This window comes from Rhizobium terrae, assembly GCF_003425685.1.
Classification (GTDB): Bacteria; Pseudomonadota; Alphaproteobacteria; order Rhizobiales; family Rhizobiaceae; genus Neorhizobium; species Neorhizobium terrae.
Map to the genome: position 1 here is coordinate 1 of NZ_QJKM01000027.1, position 16,613 is coordinate 16,613.

General features: G+C 63.6%; 16 protein-coding genes and 1 pseudogene. 6 read left to right on the forward strand and 11 right to left on the reverse strand.

Annotated features, from left to right (window positions below):
- Window positions 1–507 precede the first annotated feature (507 nt).
- Entirely contained in the window at window positions 508–894 is a 387-nt protein-coding gene (locus tag DMO26_RS30655) for a hypothetical protein (protein WP_117196104.1), read from the forward strand.
- A 52-nt stretch (window positions 895–946) separates the two neighbouring features.
- Entirely contained in the window at window positions 947–1,693 is a 747-nt protein-coding gene (ubiG, locus tag DMO26_RS30660) for a bifunctional 2-polyprenyl-6-hydroxyphenol methylase/3-demethylubiquinol 3-O-methyltransferase UbiG (RefSeq protein WP_117196152.1), read from the forward strand.
- Between the two features lie 208 nt (window positions 1,694–1,901).
- On the opposite strand, the gene DMO26_RS30670 is transcribed toward ubiG, so the two are convergent.
- The 4 genes from DMO26_RS30670 to DMO26_RS30685 are packed head-to-tail and all read right to left on the reverse strand — an operon-like array spanning window position 1,902 to window position 4,284.
- On the reverse strand, window positions 1,902–2,330 hold the full coding sequence (locus tag DMO26_RS30670) for a DUF1178 family protein (RefSeq protein ID WP_117196106.1): 429 nt from the start codon (window positions 2,328–2,330) through the stop codon (window positions 1,902–1,904).
- Window positions 2,327–3,181 carry a carbon-nitrogen hydrolase family protein gene (locus tag DMO26_RS30675; RefSeq protein ID WP_117196107.1) on the reverse strand — a complete coding sequence of 285 codons (855 nt, stop codon included), beginning with the start codon at window positions 3,179–3,181 and terminating at the stop codon, window positions 2,327–2,329. The genes DMO26_RS30670 and DMO26_RS30675 overlap by 4 nt, the downstream gene beginning before the upstream one ends.
- Before the next feature lie 10 nt (window positions 3,182–3,191).
- Window positions 3,192–3,449, reverse strand: coding sequence for a glutaredoxin 3 (grxC, locus tag DMO26_RS30680; RefSeq protein ID WP_117196108.1), 258 nt, complete (start codon window positions 3,447–3,449; stop codon window positions 3,192–3,194).
- A gap of 58 nt (window positions 3,450–3,507) precedes the next feature.
- The gene (locus DMO26_RS30685; protein ID WP_117196109.1) at window positions 3,508–4,284 is read right to left on the reverse strand and encodes a ComF family protein; all 777 of its coding nucleotides are present in this window, start codon (window positions 4,282–4,284) and stop codon (window positions 3,508–3,510) included.
- Between the two features lie 58 nt (window positions 4,285–4,342).
- On the opposite strand from DMO26_RS30685, the gene DMO26_RS30690 reads away from it, so the two are divergent.
- Window positions 4,343–5,242, forward strand: coding sequence for a methyltransferase domain-containing protein (locus DMO26_RS30690; protein ID WP_117196110.1), 900 nt, complete (start codon window positions 4,343–4,345; stop codon window positions 5,240–5,242).
- Here DMO26_RS30690 and DMO26_RS30695 read toward each other — a convergent pair.
- The 6 genes and pseudogenes from DMO26_RS30695 to DMO26_RS30720 form a co-directional block, all read right to left on the reverse strand.
- Complete coding sequence (locus DMO26_RS30695; protein WP_117196111.1) at window positions 5,234–5,407, reverse strand: Flp family type IVb pilin; 174 nt, start codon at window positions 5,405–5,407, stop codon at window positions 5,234–5,236. The two genes, DMO26_RS30690 and DMO26_RS30695, sit on opposite strands and share 9 nt — an antisense overlap.
- A 63-nt stretch (window positions 5,408–5,470) precedes the next feature.
- On the reverse strand, window positions 5,471–5,791 hold the full coding sequence (locus DMO26_RS30700; protein ID WP_117196112.1) for a hypothetical protein: 321 nt from the start codon (window positions 5,789–5,791) through the stop codon (window positions 5,471–5,473).
- A gap of 119 nt (window positions 5,792–5,910) precedes the next feature.
- Window positions 5,911–6,324: an 8-oxo-dGTP diphosphatase MutT gene (mutT, locus tag DMO26_RS30705; RefSeq protein ID WP_117196113.1), complete on the reverse strand. Its 414-nt coding sequence runs from the start codon at window positions 6,322–6,324 to the stop codon at window positions 5,911–5,913.
- 12 nt (window positions 6,325–6,336) lie between these two features.
- Window positions 6,337–7,151: pseudogene (locus DMO26_RS30710) on the reverse strand (GNAT family N-acetyltransferase).
- The gene (argJ, locus tag DMO26_RS30715; protein WP_117196115.1) at window positions 7,120–8,361 is read right to left on the reverse strand and encodes a bifunctional glutamate N-acetyltransferase/amino-acid acetyltransferase ArgJ; all 1,242 of its coding nucleotides are present in this window, start codon (window positions 8,359–8,361) and stop codon (window positions 7,120–7,122) included. The pseudogene DMO26_RS30710 and the gene argJ overlap by 32 nt, the downstream one beginning before the upstream one ends.
- A gap of 308 nt (window positions 8,362–8,669) precedes the next feature.
- Entirely contained in the window at window positions 8,670–9,548 is an 879-nt protein-coding gene (locus DMO26_RS30720; protein ID WP_117196116.1) for a peptidylprolyl isomerase, read from the reverse strand.
- A gap of 249 nt (window positions 9,549–9,797) precedes the next feature.
- Between DMO26_RS30720 and secA the strand changes: the two genes are divergently transcribed.
- On the forward strand, window positions 9,798–12,509 hold the full coding sequence (secA, locus tag DMO26_RS30725) for a preprotein translocase subunit SecA (RefSeq protein WP_117196117.1): 2,712 nt from the start codon (window positions 9,798–9,800) through the stop codon (window positions 12,507–12,509).
- A gap of 69 nt (window positions 12,510–12,578) precedes the next feature.
- Here the strand turns inward: secA and DMO26_RS30730 are convergent, their stop codons facing one another.
- Window positions 12,579–13,484 (reverse strand): LysR family transcriptional regulator, encoded by a 906-nt coding sequence (locus DMO26_RS30730; protein WP_117196118.1) that lies wholly within the window; start codon window positions 13,482–13,484, stop codon window positions 12,579–12,581.
- A gap of 129 nt (window positions 13,485–13,613) precedes the next feature.
- On the opposite strand from DMO26_RS30730, the gene DMO26_RS30735 reads away from it, so the two are divergent.
- Window positions 13,614–15,071: an MFS transporter gene (locus DMO26_RS30735; protein WP_117196119.1), complete on the forward strand. Its 1,458-nt coding sequence runs from the start codon at window positions 13,614–13,616 to the stop codon at window positions 15,069–15,071.
- A gap of 120 nt (window positions 15,072–15,191) precedes the next feature.
- Window positions 15,192–16,613 carry a lipopolysaccharide biosynthesis protein gene (locus tag DMO26_RS30740; protein ID WP_319025422.1) on the forward strand — a complete coding sequence of 474 codons (1,422 nt, stop codon included), beginning with the start codon at window positions 15,192–15,194 and terminating at the stop codon, window positions 16,611–16,613.

Sequence of the window (16,613 nt, forward strand, 5' to 3'; positions counted from 1 at the left end):
CCCTGCATCCCTCTCGACAATGCAGGATTCACCGAAATCTCAATCGTCATCTATTGCTCCTCTCAAAACAGAGGGGTCACTTCTTTATGCCGTCCGGGGGTCAATTGTGCATGTCGCCCGACATGCATAACCGGCGAGGTGGGGCCGGTGATCCGGCAGGCCGTCCTTATGCAAACGGACTGCCGGGGGCTGCGCAGAAAATGGTCTCCCTCCCGCCTTTAAGGCGGGGCGTGCGTGTGTCGCACACAACCCGGCATGGCATCCGCAAGGACGTAAGCCCATGCCGCCGCAGAGGGACCGGAGTTGCGCGGATAAACACACCGAACGGGGCACGTCGCGTGTCACTGTTAAAATTTCATTCGAGGCACACGACGTGTCCCGGCCGAAACTGAAACCCGCTCACAGCACCAAGGGAGGACTCTGCCGTCCTCCGCCGCGGGTGAGCAAGAGAGACCCGAAGGATCGCCACGGGATGAGTATATCGTGAGACAGGACAAGGAGACGCAAATGCATGGACCGGACTTCGACGATTACGAAAAGCTTCGCGCCGAGCAGCATGAGGAGCTTTGCCGCCTCACCTCATCCCTCGCCCCCGTGATACACGGTCTCTGCCGTTTGCGCGCATGCCGTCGCAAAGGCACCTGCAGCGGCCCCATGGTGCCGTCACCGCATCAGGCGCTCAAGGTGCGCGCCCATCAGGAGATCGGCCTGAGCGGGCGGGCCTGCGCCGATCTTCCGCTCTGCATCGCCAACCAGGCACCCGACTATTACGAGGTCTACCGGACGGCGATGGAGGACGTCCGGGAGCTTCGGGATGAGCATCCGGCCGGGGACCTGCACGCCCTCTTCCGCCGTATTGCGGCAATGCGGCGCTCCGAGCACAACCTCTCTTGACTTCTCCCGCCTCCCGTCCGACTTCAGTCGGTGAAAACGAAGGATGAAGACCATGACCGAAGCCAGCCGTACGACGATTGATCAGAGCGAAGTCGACCGGTTCTCCGCCATGGCCGCCGAGTGGTGGGATCCGACCGGCAAGTTCAGGCCGCTCCACAAGTTCAATCCTGTGCGGCTCACCTATCTCCGCGACCGTATCTGCGAGAATTTCGGCCGTGAGCCGAAGGGCCATCTGCCGCTTTCCGGCCTGCGCATTCTCGATATCGGTTGCGGCGGCGGCCTTCTGTCGGAACCCATCGCCCGTATGGGCGCCACCGTCGTCGGCGCCGATCCTTCGGAAAAGAACATCGGCATCGCCTCCACGCACGCGGCCGAGACCGGCACTTCGGTCGATTACCGCGCCGTCACGGCCGAACAGCTCGCCGAAGCCGGCGAGACCTTCGACGTGGTGCTCAACATGGAAGTCGTGGAACATGTCGCGGACGTGGATTTCTTCATCTCCACCTGCGCGAAAATGGTCCGGCCCGGCGGTCTGATGTTCGTCGCCACCATCAATCGCACCTTCAAGGCCGGCGCGCTTGCCATCTTCGCCGCCGAAAACATCCTGCGCTGGCTGCCGCGCGGCACCCACCAATATGAAAAACTGGTCCGCCCGGAAGAGCTGGAAAAGCCGATTGCCGCATCGGGCATGGAAATCATCCACCGCACCGGCGTCTTCTTCAATCCCCTCCAGGACCGCTGGAACCTCTCCCCCGATATGGACGTCAACTACATGCTGCTCGCCAAGCGGGAGGGGTGAGAAACTTCACGGCCTTCCGATTTCATTCCGGCTGCGGACAAGCAAATCCAGCAAAGTGGGAACCGGTTTTGTGTCCGGAATTGCGTGGCCGCCGAGCGGTGTCCGTTGCTCGAACCCCTGCTGCATGTCAAAAAACGAAAGGCCGGAGCGATCTTCAACCTCTCCGACCTTATCGGGTTCTTTGAAATACCACTCTTCGTAAGCGCGATCAGTTCGCATCCTCGGGCAGCACCGGCATCGGCGCCACCTCGATGCCCTCTTCCAGAAGGTCGCGCACCTCGCCGAGGCTCGCCTGGCCGACGATGCCGCGTGCATCCGCTTCGCCGTAATGGATCTTGCGCGCCTCTTCCGGGAACTTCTCGCCGACATCCTCGGCGCTCGCCTTGATCTCGGCGATCGCCTGCCTGATCTTGGCGATCGCTTCCTGCCGGGCGATGTCCATGACCATCGCCTGTTTCTCCTCCTTTTTGCGGGCGGTCGAAACGGAGGGCGCCATCAGGCTCTTGGAAATGGAAGACGAGCTGCAGACGGGGCAGGTCAGGAAACCGCTTGCCACCTGGGTGTCGAAATCGGCGCTCGCGGAAAACCAGCCCTCGAACGTGTGGGCGTTTTCGCAAGAAAGGGAATATTTGATCAAGCTGCAACACCTCCCGCCACATCGGACACGGTCTCGAGCGTGAACTCGCGGGAATTCTTGAGGTTCGGGATTTTTCCGCGCGCGGCCTTCACCGCCGCAATGTCGATCTCGGCCAGCACGATCGCTTCGCCCGTGCCGCCGGCCGAATTGAGCACCTTGCCCCAGGGATCGACGATCATCGAATGGCCGAAGGTCTCGCGGCCGTCCTCGTGCACGCCGGCCTGGGCGGCGGCGATCAGGAAGGTGCCGTTCTCGATGGCGCGGGCCCTGAGCAGGATTTCCCAGTGCGCCTCGCCCGTCTGGCGGGTGAATGCGGCGGGCACGGTCAGGATCTCGGCGCCGGCAAGCGCCTCGCTCCGGAAAAGCTGCGGAAACCGCACGTCATAGCAGATCGCGAAACCGAGCTTGCCGAACGGCAGATCCGCCACCCGGGCCTCACCGCCCGGCTCGTAGGCGGAGCTTTCGCGCCAGCTTTCGCCATTGTCCAGATCGACATCGAACATATGGATCTTGTCATAGGTGGTGACCAGCCGGCCGCCGGGCGCAAAAAGGAAGGCCCGGTTGGCGATCTTGCCGTCGGGTCTCGCGATCGCCGTCGAGCCGATATGCAGGTGGATGCCGAGTTCGCTGGCAAGGCCGCGGGCGGTCGAAACGATGACGTCGCCGGCCTCGTCGCGCAACACCTCGCGCGCCGCCTTGCGGTCGCGCTGCAGCATGCCCGTCATTTCCGGCGTCTGGATATAGGTCGCGCCCTGAGCGGCGGCCTCGCGGACGAGCCGGGCCATATCGGCGGCGTTCTTCTCCGGGTTGATGCCGGAACACATCTGGATCGCTGCAATCTTGATCGTCATCGTGAAAACCTCAATTGGCCAGCATCGGGTCCAGCTTGCCGGCCCGGTCCAGCGCATGCAGGTCGTCGCAGCCGCCCACATGGGTGCCGTCGATGAAGATCTGCGGGAAGGTCGAGCGGCCGTTCGCCTTGGCGATCATCTCCTCGCGCAGTTCCCTGGAATAGGTGGCGTCATGCTCGATATACTGGACGCCCTTGGTGTCCAGCAAAGCCTTGGCGCGGGCGCAGTAGCCGCAATATTCGCGGGTATAGATTGTCACGTCTGCCATGATCGTCTCCGGCGCAGCCAGGCGGGAAAAAGGCCACGCGAAAAATTGTCATCTTCCGTCATATAGGCCCGGAAACCGCCATTGCAAAGGTCAAAACCGTGACGTCGGCGGCGCCTGCCTTCTTCAGCGCGCGGGTCGCGGAAGAAACGGTCGCCCCGGTCGTATAGACGTCGTCGACCAGCACCAGGCGCTTGCCGAAAACATCCGCTTCATGGCCCGGCGCGATCGCGAAAGCGGCCCGGACATTCTCCTCGCGCGCATTGGCCGAAAGCCCCACCTGACGGCTGGTCCGTTTGACGCGGATGAGTGTCGACGGCAGGAAGGGCCGGCCGGAGGCCTGCGAAAGGTGCCGCCCGAGTTCCGCCGCCTGGTTGAATTTCCGCGAGGCGAAGCGGAAGCGGTGGAGCGGCACCGGCAGGATGCCGTCGCAATCCGCCACATGGCTTTCCGCCGCGCGCAGCATCCAGCCGGCCATCATCGGCGCAAGGTCGGTCCGGTCCCGGTATTTCAGCGAATGGACGAGATTGCGCGCCGCCCCTTCGAAGATCGCCGCCGATCTCAACCGGTCGAAGACGGGCGGGTTGGCGATCGCCTCCGCCGACAGCATGCCCGCGCCCGGATCGTAGGAGAACGGCAGGCCGAGGACCTCGCAATAGGGCCGTTCGATGAAACGCATCTCCCGCCAGCAGGAAGGGCAGAGGCCGCGGTGCCCGCCGGTGCGCACGCCGCAGCCCGGACAGATCGGCGGATAGAAAAGATCGCCGAACGCCTTCGTCCACGCTGCGGCAAACGATGTTACAAACTGGAGGGTACTGGCACGAGGCTCGGCGGTCATGGGTTGACAATACAGGACGGAAGGCGCCTTTGCGACCGGCAGAATGGATGGGAAAACGATGGAAATTCTCTTCGACGAACAGCTGATCGCGGCACGGCGGAAAAGGGCGCTGGCGGCAGGCGACGAGAAGGCCGCCTTTCTGCTGGAGATCGCCGCCCGCGAGCTTGCCGACCGTCTGGCCGTCGTGGAACGCCAATTCGAGACGGCGGTCGAACTGCATGGCGGAACGGGCATCACCGCCCGCGAGGCGCTCGCCACCGGCAAGGTCGATATCATGCGCCGCGTCGAGACCGATCCCGCCTTTGCCCGCACCGGTGAACCCGTCGAGACCGCCACGCTGGAAGACGTTCCTCTGGAGCCGGCCTCCGTCAACCTGGTGCTCTCCCCGCTCGCGCTGCATCTCGTCAACGACACGCCGGGCGCGCTGGTACGCATCCGCCGCGCCCTGAAACCGGACGGGCTTTTCCTCGCCGCGATTCCCGGCGCCGGCACGCTTGCCGAACTGCGCGACGTTCTTCTCTCCGCCGAGGCGGAACTCATCGGCGGCGCCAGCCCGCGCGTCATTCCCTTCGCCGATGTCCGCGACGTCGGCGCCCTGCTCCAGCGCGCGGGCTTCGCGCTGCCGGTCATCGATGCCGAGACTTACACGGTGCGTTACGACTCGCTGTTTCCGCTGATGCGGGATCTTCGCGCCATGGGCATGACCAATCCGCTGACCGGCCGCAGCCGGATACCGGTGACACGGCAATTTTTCGTGAGGGCGGCGGAGATCTATGCGGAGCGTTATTCGGACCCGGACGGCCGCATCCGTGCTACCTTTTCGATCATCTACGTCTCGGGCTGGGCGCCGCACGAAAGCCAGCAGCAGCCGTTGAAGCCGGGCTCGGCGAAGATGCGGCTGGCGGATGCATTGCGCGTTGGCACCGGAACGGCAGACAAACCCGGAAAATCAGGGTGACGGGTTGTCGATCTTGGTACCGATAAAGCCGAACATGTCGTTCAGCGCTCCGGTGAACTGACCAAACCCGGCGATCATCGCCAGCGACAGGACCGCCACGATCAACCCGTATTCGACGGCCGTCGCCCCGCGTTCGTCGCGAAGGAATGAGCGGAGAAAGCGCATGGCGTGCCCTTTGTTTCTGACGAATGGTATGCAACTGCCATAAGGATATCGCATAACCGTTAATCAGCAGTCATCACCCGAGCCGTAGCCTTGGACGATGCAGACCTCGCCCGGCGTTTCCTGCAGCACGCTGCGGCGGATCGTATAATGCTTGACGCCCTTTTCGGCGGGCTTGATCGAGCCGGTGGTGATCAGGTCGAAATCTTCCTGGACATTGGCGAGGCGCCGCTGGTCGTCGCGGCCGGCCAGCATCGGGGTCACGATCAGCGAAAGCGCGATGGCGGCGGTGCCGAACAGCAGCGCGATATTGAGCGCGCCGGTCCTGCCGGAGCCGTATCCCGTCCGCTGCCGGACCGGAACGGTTTTCCAGAATTCGTCGTCCATGCCTCGATAGCCCCATAACGCAGTCACTTGGATAGGGCCGGAGAGTGCCACAACCGGCTAAACGATTTCTTAATGCCAGATAAATTCGATTGTTCTAATTTTATCGGTCCGAGCCGGAATCACAAGAGATCCTGGAGGATCGGGATCAGCGGCTCGTCGGCGGGAGGCATCGGGTAGTCGCGCAGCGCCATCGGCCTGACCCACTTGATCGCCTGGCCTTCACGGCCCGTCGGAATACCCTCGAAACGCCGGCAGACATAAAGCGGCATCAGGAGGTGGAACGTCTCGTAGGTGTGGCTGGCGAAGGTGAGCGGCGCAAGGCAGGGGATCTTCGTGGTAATGCCGAGCTCTTCCTCGAGTTCGCGCACCAGCGTTTCCTCAGGCGTCTCGCCGGGTTCCACCTTGCCGCCGGGAAACTCCCAGAGGCCGGCCAGCGACTTACCTTCCGGACGCTGCGCCAGAAGGATGCGGCCGTCGCTGTCGATCAGCGCACAGGCGGCGACCAGCAGGAGTTTGCGGGGCGTGTCGCTCATGCTCGGCCGTCCTTATCCTTCCTGGCGCCAATATCGGTATTCGTAAGCCTTGCGGAAACCGAACCGCCGATAGAGCCCCAATGCCGGAACATTGTCGGAAACCACCTGCAGCCAGGCCGATCGCGCGCCGCTGATCCGCGCCCAGCGCAGGGCCGCAGTCAGGATCTCCGTGCCGATACCGGTCCGGCGCAGCCTTTCGGCCACAGCGAAAGACATGATGCCGGCAAGATCGTTGTCCTGCACGCAAAGCGCCGTGGCGACGGGACCGGCCTGCGGGCTCTCCTTGATGAAGAAGCCGGATGTCGGCCTGATGGAGCTCAGGATTTCCGCGAGCGCCGGTTTCAGCGCAGGGTCCTCGCCGTCGATCGCAAGGCTCGCATCGGCGAAACGGCCGATGTCGTGGCTCGGCAGGTAGTCGAGCGTATCGGGCAGTTCGAGTTCGGTGAGATCGACAGTCAGGACATCGACGGTTTCGAAAGGCCACCATCCGGTCTGATCCAGGTGCTCAATGAGCGCGGCCGGCGCAAGCGGCGTCTCGCGGATGACCAGGCGGCGGCCGTAATCGTCGAAACGCTTGCGTGCCTTGTCGATCCGCATACCCATGTCCCGATGGTCGGACGGATCGAGCGGCACGATGCAGTTCAGCCGCTTGGAAGGATGACCGCCGGTCAGCCGCACCTGCCAGCTTCCGTCATAAACGACGGAAGCGGCCGGCCAGGCACGAAAACCCACGGCTTCAAGCCGCCGGACAAGCGGAAGATCGTTTCCGGAAGACAAGGCCTGCACCAACTCCGATCAGCTCCGGTAATCGCCGTTGATGGCGACATATTCCTTCGTGAGGTCGCAGGTCCAGACGGTTGCCTTGCCTTGGCCGAGGCCGAGATCGACCCTCACCGGGATATCCTGCTTCTTCATCACGTTCGATGCGGCTTCTTCCGAATAGCCCGGATCGCGCTCGCCATTGACCGCGACCCGCACGTCGCCGAACCAGATCGCTAGGCGGTCGCGGTCTGCAGCTTCGCCTGCCTTGCCGACCGCCATCACGATACGGCCCCAGTTGGCGTCCTCGCCGGCGGCTGCTGTCTTGACGAGCGGCGAATTGGCGATCGACAGCGCGATCGTCTTGGCCGCGGCATCGCTTTCGGCGCCAGTCACGGTGATTTCGAGCATCTTGGTGGCGCCTTCGCCGTCCCGGGCGACCTGGATCGCCAAGTTTTTGAGAAGATCGTTCAGCGCGGCGCGGAAGCCGGCAAGCGCCGGATCGTCGGCATTGTCGATACGTTTCTGGCCATCCACGGCGGCGGCCCCGGTCGCAAACAGCATCAGCGTGTCGGAGGTCGAGGTGTCGCTGTCGACGGTCATCGAATTGAAGCTCGGCTCGACGCCGGCGGACAACAGGCTCTGCAGCACGGCAGGCGCGATATCCGCATCGGTGACCACGAAGGAGAGCATGGTCGCCATGTCGGGTGCGATCATGCCGGCGCCCTTGGCAATGCCGTTGATCGTCACCTTGACGCCGCCGATCTCGGCGGTGCGGGTCGCAACCTTGGGATAGGTGTCGGTCGTCATGATCGCCTTGGCCGCTTCCTGCCAGAAATCGCCAGTGGCGGTCCTGTTCATGTCGGCGAGCACGCCGGCGAACTTCGTCGCGTCGAGCGGTTCGCCGATGACGCCGGTCGAAGCCAGGTAGACTTGCGTTTCCTCGCAACCGACCGCTTCGGCCGCCGATTTCGCGGTCAGCGAGGTCGCAGCCTTGCCCTTGAGGCCGGTAAAGGCGTTTGCATTGCCGGAATTGACGACGACGGCCCGCGCAATCCCGTGCGGCAGATTGGCACGGCAGAAATCGACCGGCGCCGAGGGGCACTTGGAGCGCGTAAAGACGCCTGCGACCGCCGCCGGCTTGTCGAAAACCATGAGCAGCACATCGGTGCGGTTCTTGTACTTGATCCCGGCGGCGGCCGTCGCCATGCGCACGCCGCGCAGCGACGGCATCTCGGGATAGGACTTCGGAGCGAGCGGCGAAACGGAAGCGGACATCGTCAAATACCTGCCGGGAAATGAGAAAGACCGGACCTATCCGGCCGTTGATTTGCTGATTGCTTGTGATTGGATCCTCGGGTCAAGCCCAAGGACGACGAAGGAGAGGGTGTCCCGCCGGCGCCTCAAGATAGGCCCGGCGATTTCAACGGTAGCGATTGGCGCATGCCGGCCCCCACACATTCGTCATCCTCGGGCTTGACCGAAGATCCAATCACAAACGGACCTACTGCCCCTCACCTGCTGCTCCGGCGTTCCAGGTTCGAACCCGGGTGAAGGATCTGCAGATGAGGGAGTATTTACTGCAATTACTGCTGGGCCGGAACCGGGGCGTCGCCGCCGTCCTGCATCTTGCTGACGTCGTCGTAACCCTTCTTGAGCGCCGGATCGACGATATCGATCTTCTGCTCGGCCTTGGCCTTGGTGATCAGCGCCACGTACTTGTCGCGCATGACGAGCTGCTTGACCTGGTCCTGGACCTGTTCGAAAGCCGGGGGCGGGGTGTCGCGCTTGTCTTCGAGCTTGATGACGTGGAAGCCGAACTGCGACTTGACCGGGGTCTTGGTATAGGCGCCCTTCTGCAGGCCGAAAGCGGCTTCCTCGAACTCCGGAACCATCTGGCCGTGGCCGAACCAGCCGAGGTCTCCACCTTCGTCCTTGTTCGAGTCCTGCGATTTTTCCTTGGCAAGCGCCGCGAAATCGCCACCCTTGTCGAGGGCCGTGATGATCGCCTTCGCCTCGTCCTCGGTCTTCACCAGGATATGGCGGGCATGCACTTCTTCCTGCTTCGGAAGGGACGCGATTTCCTTGTCGTAGCGGGCCTTCACTTCCGCATCGCTCGTCGCGTCGATGACATGCTTGCGGAAATAGGCGTTGTGCAGCTCGCGGTCGCCGATATAGGCCATGCGCTTCTTGAAGTCGTCGGTGTCCTTGACGCCTTCCTTGACCGCGCCGGCGGCAAGCAGCTTCACGTCGATCGCGCCGGAAAGGGCGGCAACCTTCTTCTGCTCGTCGGGCAGCTGGGCAAGCTGCGGGTCGAGGTTCTGGACGGCGATATCGAGCTCGGACTGGCGGATTTCCAGGCTGCCGACCTTGGCAACGACCGGATCGTCGGCGGCGAAGGCGGGAGCCTGTGTGAGGATCGCTGCGGCAAGAGCGGCCGTTACGAGGAATTTATGGCGCAACATCGATTTACCTTTCGATAGGGGCACCGGTCCCGGAATGCCTGATTCCGGCCGGAAATCCTTCACAAACACCGGATTGTGGCCATTCTGTATCGGCCATTACCGTTGACATCATTCGACCCCCCTCTTATCTGTCACGCAACCTTGCGTCCAGCAGAGTTTCCGGGCGTGGCGGGTCATTTTGTCGTCATCGGACAGACCGGCGCCCACGCCCGCGAGCCCTTGGAATTGTATTCAGAAAGGACCATTCATATGGTCAGCCTTGGCGGCATTGCCCGCAAATTGTTCGGTTCGGCAAACGATCGCCGCGTGCGTGGCTACCGACCGTCCATAGACGCCATCAATGCGATCGAGGAGAAGACCAAGGCTCTCTCCGATGCCCAGCTTGCCGCCCAGACGGCGGAATTCAAGAAGCTGCTTGCCGAGGGCAAGACGCTCGACGACATCCTGGTGCCGGCCTTCGCCGTGGTTCGCGAAGCCTCCCGCCGCGTTCTCGGCATGCGCCCCTTCGACGTGCAGCTCACCGGCGGCATGATCCTTCACGACGGCGCCATCGCCGAAATGAAGACCGGCGAAGGCAAGACGCTGGTCGCCACACTTCCCGTCTACCTGAATGCGCTCGCCGGCAAGGGCGTGCATGTGGTGACCGTCAACGACTACCTCGCCCAGCGCGACGCCACCACGATGGGCCGTCTCTACGGCTTCCTCGGCTTGACCACGGGCGTCATCATCCATGGTCTCGACGACGACCAGCGCCGCGCCGCCTATGCCTGCGACATCACCTACGCCACCAACAACGAGCTCGGCTTCGACTACCTGCGCGACAACATGAAGTACGAGCGCGCCCAGATGGTGCAGCGCGGACACAATTACGCGATCGTCGACGAAGTGGACTCGATCCTCGTCGACGAGGCGCGCACGCCGCTGATCATCTCCGGCCCGCTCGACGACCGCTCCGAGCTCTACAACACGATCGATGCCTTCATTCCCCAGCTTTCCGCCGAAGACTACGAGATCGACGAGAAACAGCGTTCCGCAAACTTCTCCGAAGTCGGCACCGAGAAGCTCGAAAACCTGCTGCGCGCCGCAGGCCTGCTGAAGGGCGAATCCCTCTACGACGTCGAGAACGTCGCGATCGTCCACCACATCAACAACGCGCTGAAAGCTCACAAGCTCTTCACCCGCGACAAGGACTATATCGTCCGCAACGGCGAGATCGTCATCATCGACGAGTTCACCGGCCGCATGATGCCCGGCCGCCGTTATTCGGAAGGCCAGCACCAGGCGCTCGAAGCCAAGGAGAAGGTACAGATCCAGCCGGAGAACCAGACGCTCTCCTCGATCACCTTCCAGAATTATTTCCGCATGTACGCAAAACTTGCCGGCATGACCGGCACGGCTGCTACGGAAGCGGAGGAATTCGGCAACATCTACAAGCTCGAAGTGGTCGAAGTGCCGACCAACCTGCCGATCCAGCGCATCGACGAGGACGACGAGGTCTACCGGACCTTCGACGAGAAGTTCAAGGCGATCATCGAAGAGATCAAACAGGCTCACGAGCGCGGCCAGCCGGTTCTCGTCGGCACCACCTCGATCGAGAAATCGGAGCTTCTGGCAAATCTTTTGCGCCAGTCTGGGTTCGACAAGTTTCAGGTGCTCAACGCCCGCTACCATGAGCAGGAAGCCTATATCGTCTCCCAGGCGGGTGTACCCGGCGCCGTGACGATCGCCACCAACATGGCAGGCCGCGGCACCGACATCCAGCTCGGCGGCAATGTGGAGATGCGTCTCGAGCGTGAACTCGAAGGCATCGAGGACGAGGCGGAGCGCCACTCCCGGGAAGCTGCGATCCGCGAAGAGATCAAGCAGCTCAAGGAAAAGGCGCTCGCCGCCGGCGGTCTTTACGTCATCGCCACCGAACGCCACGAAAGCCGCCGTATCGACAACCAACTGCGCGGCCGTTCCGGACGTCAGGGCGACCCGGGCAGGTCGAAATTCTACCTGTCGCTTCAGGACGACCTGATGCGCATCTTCGGCTCCGACCGCATGGACGGCATGCTGCAGAAGCTCGGCCTGAAGGAAGGCGAGGCGATCGTCCATCCCTGGATCAACAAGGCGCTCGAACGCGCCCAGAAGAAGGTCGAAGCCCGCAACTTCGACATCCGCAAGAACCTTCTGAAATACGACGATGTCACCAACGACCAGCGCAAGGTGATCTTCGAGCAGCGCATCGAGATGATGGATGCCGAGGACCTTTCGGACGTCGTCGAGGAGATGCGCAACGAGGTGATCGAGGTTCTCGTCACCAAGCATATTCCCGAACGGGCCTATGCGGAACAGTGGAATGCGGCGGGCCTTCGCGAAGACGTCGGCCGCCTGCTCAATCTCGACCTGCCGGTCGAGGACTGGGTGAAGGAAGAGGGCATCGGTGAGACCGATATCCGCGAACGCATCACGGCAGCTGCGGACAAGGCCGCCAGCGATCGCCGCGAACGTTTCGGCGTCGAGATCATGAACTATGTGGAGCGCTCCGTGCTGCTCCAGACGCTCGACCACCTCTGGCGCGAGCACATCGTCAACCTCGACCACCTGCGCTCCGTCATTGGCTTCCGCGGCTACGCCCAGCGTGACCCGCTGCAGGAATACAAGGCCGAGGCCTTTGAGCTCTTCCAGGCGCTGCTCGCCAACCTCCGCGAGGCCGTCACCGCCCAGCTGATGCGCGTCGAGCTGGTGCAAAACCCCGAACCGCCGCAGCCGCCCGCCGTTTATGACGAACAGCATGTCGATCCGATGACCGGCCTCAACGAAGTGAATGGCTTCGACAGCGAGAACTTCGTCGCCGCACCCGAGGATCGCCGTCCGGAAGATCCGTCCACCTGGGGCAAGGTCGGCCGCAACGAGGCCTGCCCCTGCGGCTCGGGCAAGAAATACAAGCACTGCCACGGCGCCTTCGAACAGGTCTGAGCCTGGCGCTGACTGAATGAACAAAACGCCGTGGGTCGATCGATTCCGCGGCGTTTCATTTCGGCCGCGTCACGCGGCTCCCGAAGACTGAACGCAGACATCCCGTACGCAGCCCCGCAGCCAGCGATGCGCCGGATCCGCTTCCATGCGCGGGTGCCAGAACAGCGACACCGTAATCTCCGGCATCGAAACGGGAAGGGCGAAACCGGCCATCCCGGCACGCAGCGCCCGGGTCTGCCGTTCCGGCACGCTGGCGATCAGGTCGGACGAGCGGGCAAGCGCCAGCGCCGCCGAGAAACCACTGACGATGACCGCGATCTCGCGCTCCAGCCCCGACCGGGCCAGCGCCTCGTCGATCGGCCCCTTGTCGAGGCCCCGCCGTGAAACGAGGATATGGCGGCCGGCCGCATAACGGGCCGGCGTCACCTCGCCTTCGCAAAGCGCGTGCCCTGTCCGCACGACACCGACGAAGCGGTCGCGGAACAGGGCCTGCATCCTGAGTTCCGGCCCCGCGCCCGCGCCGGCGACGCCAAGCTCCAGATCGACCGTCCCGTCGCGAAGCGGCGTGTTTTCCTTGTCGAGCTTCTGCACGAAGCGCAGCCGAACGCCGGGCGCCTCGTCGAAGACCCGGGAAAGCAGCGCATTGCCGAAATTTTCCACGAAGCCGTCGCTGGCCCTGATCGTGAACGTCCGGGAGAGCTGCCGGAGATCGATCCCTTCCGCCGGCCGCAGGGCCGCTTCGGCATCCCTGACGAGCATACCGACCTGCTCGCGAAGCTCCAGCGCCCGTGGCGTCGGGACGAGGCCGCGGCCTGCGCGCACCAGCAGGGGATCGCCCGTCGTCTCGCGCAGCCTCGCCAGCGCACGGCTCATGGCTGATGGGCTGAGCCGCAATCGCCTGGCGGCCCGCGCCACGCTGCCTTCGGAAAGCAGGACGTCGAGGGTGACGAGAAGATTGAGATCGGGTCGGGACATGGAGCGAGCATAGCACGCGCACCGCCGCGATGACATGGCGTTCAATGCATCAATTGAATGCAAATGCTGCGCCTTCCGCCATTCCATGTCGCGTGGTCAGTTATCCGGAAACAACTTCGGAGGCCTTCGATGGCAACGGTACGGCAGCAGGATCAAAGCGGGAGTTCAGATATCGGCACGAAAAAGGCCCCGGCCGATGGAGCCACGCGCTCGACCCGCGGAGCGCTCGCCGCCCTGTCCCTCTCCATACTGCTTTCCTCGCTCGGCACCAGCATCGCCAATGTCGGCCTGCCGGCACTCGCGGAAGCCTTCGGCGCGTCATTCCAGGAGGTCCAATGGATCGTGCTCGCCTATCTGCTCGCGATCACCACGCTGATCGTCAGCATGGGACGGCTGGGGGACATGTTCGGCCGCAGGCGGCTTCTGCTCGCCGGCCTTTGGCTGTTCACGGCAGCCTCCGTCATCAGCGGCTTCGCCCCGACGCTGATGATGCTCGTCGTCGCCCGCGGCGTACAGGGGCTCGGCGCCGCCATCATGATGGCGCTTGCCATGGCCCTGATCGGTGAAACCGTTCCGAGGGACAGGACAGGCGGCGCCATGGGATTGCTCGGCACGATGTCGGCGGTCGGCACCGCGCTTGGCCCCTCGCTCGGCGGCCTGCTCATCTCCGGCTTCGGCTGGAGGGCGATATTCCTGGTCAACGTGCCGCTCGGTCTTCTGGCTCTGCTGTTCGTCCGCCGCCACCTGCCTGCCGACGATACGGCGCAAGACAGGAAAAACGCTGGATTCGACCTGATCGGCACCCTGCTGCTTGCCTCGACGCTTGCCGCTTATGCGCTGGCCATGACCCTTGGACGCGGCGGCTTCGGGCCGCTGAACATGGTTCTCCTGGGGTTGGCCGGATTGGGCGCCACCGTCTTTACTGTGGCGGAAGCCCGGATCGCCTCCCCGCTGATCCGCCTGTCAACGATCAGGCAACCTTTCCTCGGCGGGAGCCTTGCCATGGGACTGCTGGTTTCGACGGTGATGATGGCGACGCTGGTGGTCGGCCCCTTCTACCTCTCCCGTGCGCTTGGCCTCAATGCGGCAATGGCCGGCCTCCTGCTGTCGGTCGGGCCGGTCATCTCCATGCTGAGCGGCATTCCGGCCGGGAGGATCATCGACCGATTGGGTGCGCCATCCATGGTCGCCGCCGGCCTACTCGCCATGACGACCGGGTGCGTCGCGCTCTCCTTCCTTCCTGCTGTGCTCGGCATCGGCGGTTACGTCGCGGCGATTGCCATCCTGACACCTGGCTATCAGCTGTTCCAGGCCGCCAACAACACCGCCGTCATGCTGGATGTTTCCCCGGAACAGCGCGGCGCGGTCTCCGGCATGATCAATCTCTCGCGCAATCTGGGCCTGGTCACGGGCGCATCGGTCATGGGTGCCGTGTTTGCGAGCGCCACCGGCACGACGGATATGCTGGCCGCCTCGGCGCAGGCCGTCGGTGCGGGAATGCGCACAACCTTCCTCGTCGCGGCCGGATTGACCGGGCTTGCCCTCGTCATCGCGCTCGCAAGCCGCCGCGCTGCGGATCGCTCCTGACGATGACGGACCTCGGAATGATCGGCAATCGTGAAGGCTTCGGGAGGGGGACGAACCCTTTCTTAACCCTGACGTGGCAACACTTGTCGCCATTGTCCCCGTCGGCTTTACGAGTATTGCGTGCCCATCATGGCGGTCATCGAAACAGCGGAAAGACTGCTTCCGCCTGGTCTGAGGACCCGGCTTGCTCCGCTTACGCGCAAACTCCGGTCGGTCCTCACCGATGACGACGAGACCGCCCGAGCCCAGCGCCGAGCCCTCATCGCCTTCGTCATCCGGGTTCTGAGTGCGGCGATCGCCTTCGTGTCGCAGATCGTGCTCGCCCGGCTGATGGGAGAGTTCGAATACGGCATCTTCGCCTTCGTCTGGGTCCTGGTGGTGCTTGCCGGCAATCTCTCCTGCCTTGGTTTCCATACATCCGTCATCCGCTTCCTGCACCAGCACAAGGCGCGGGGCGAGACAGCCTCCGTGCGCGGCCTCAATCTCGCCGTCCGCCTGATCGCCGTCCTCTCGGCAAGCGCGGTGGCTGGCATCGGTTTCCTGTTCCTGTATCTCTTCGGCGAGACGATCGAACCCTATTATCTCGTGCCGATTGCGCTTGCCTTGTTTACCATGCCGATGATCGCACTCGGCGACGTGCTCGACGGCACCGCCCGCTCGAACGGCTGGACGATCGTCGCGTTGAGCCCGACCTATCTCATCCGCCCGACGCTGATCCTCGTCTTCATGCTCGCGGCGCTGTGGTTCGGTGCTGCGCATACCGCCGTCACCGCCATGCAGGCAGCACTTGCCGCAACCTATGTGACGACGCTCTCGCAGCTTCTCCGGCTGACGCTGCGGCTGCGCAAGCTTTACGGCCCAGGCCCGAGACAGTTTGAAATCGGCTCCTGGTTCCGCGTTTCGCTGCCGCTCTTCCTGGTCGACGGCATCGGCTTCCTGCTGACCAACGCGGATGTCGTCGTCGTCGGCCTCTACCTGCCGCCCGATCAGGTCGGCATCTATTATGCCGCGGCAAAGACGATCGTGCTCGTGCAGTTCGTCTATTTTTCGATCAAGGCCGCCGCCGGCCCGCGCTTCTCGGCGATCATGGCGGAGGAGGACATGACGTCGCTCGCAGCCTTTGCCGGCCAGACCGCCCGCTGGAGCTTCTGGCCCTCGCTTGCCGTGGGACTTTGCGCGCTCGCCGCCGGCGAACTCTTGCTGTCGCTGTTCGGCAGCGCCTTCACCGCCGGCTATTGGCTGATGGCGATCCTGTTTTCCGGCATCCTGGCGAAATCGCTGGTCGGACCGGGTGAGGTGCTGCTGTCGATGGCCGGCCGCCAGAACCTCTGCGTCCTGCTCTATGCCGTGACGCTGTCGGCCAGCATCGGCCTCAACATGGCGCTCATCCCCCGCTTCGGGTTGACGGGTGCCGCCATGGCGACGGCATTCGCGATGATGATCGAGGCGATCCTCCTGCATATCGCCGTCCGCCGCACGCTCGGCATCGTGCTCTTCGCCTTTGCCGATCCGCTGCCCTCCGCTCCTTCAAAGGCTTCCTGA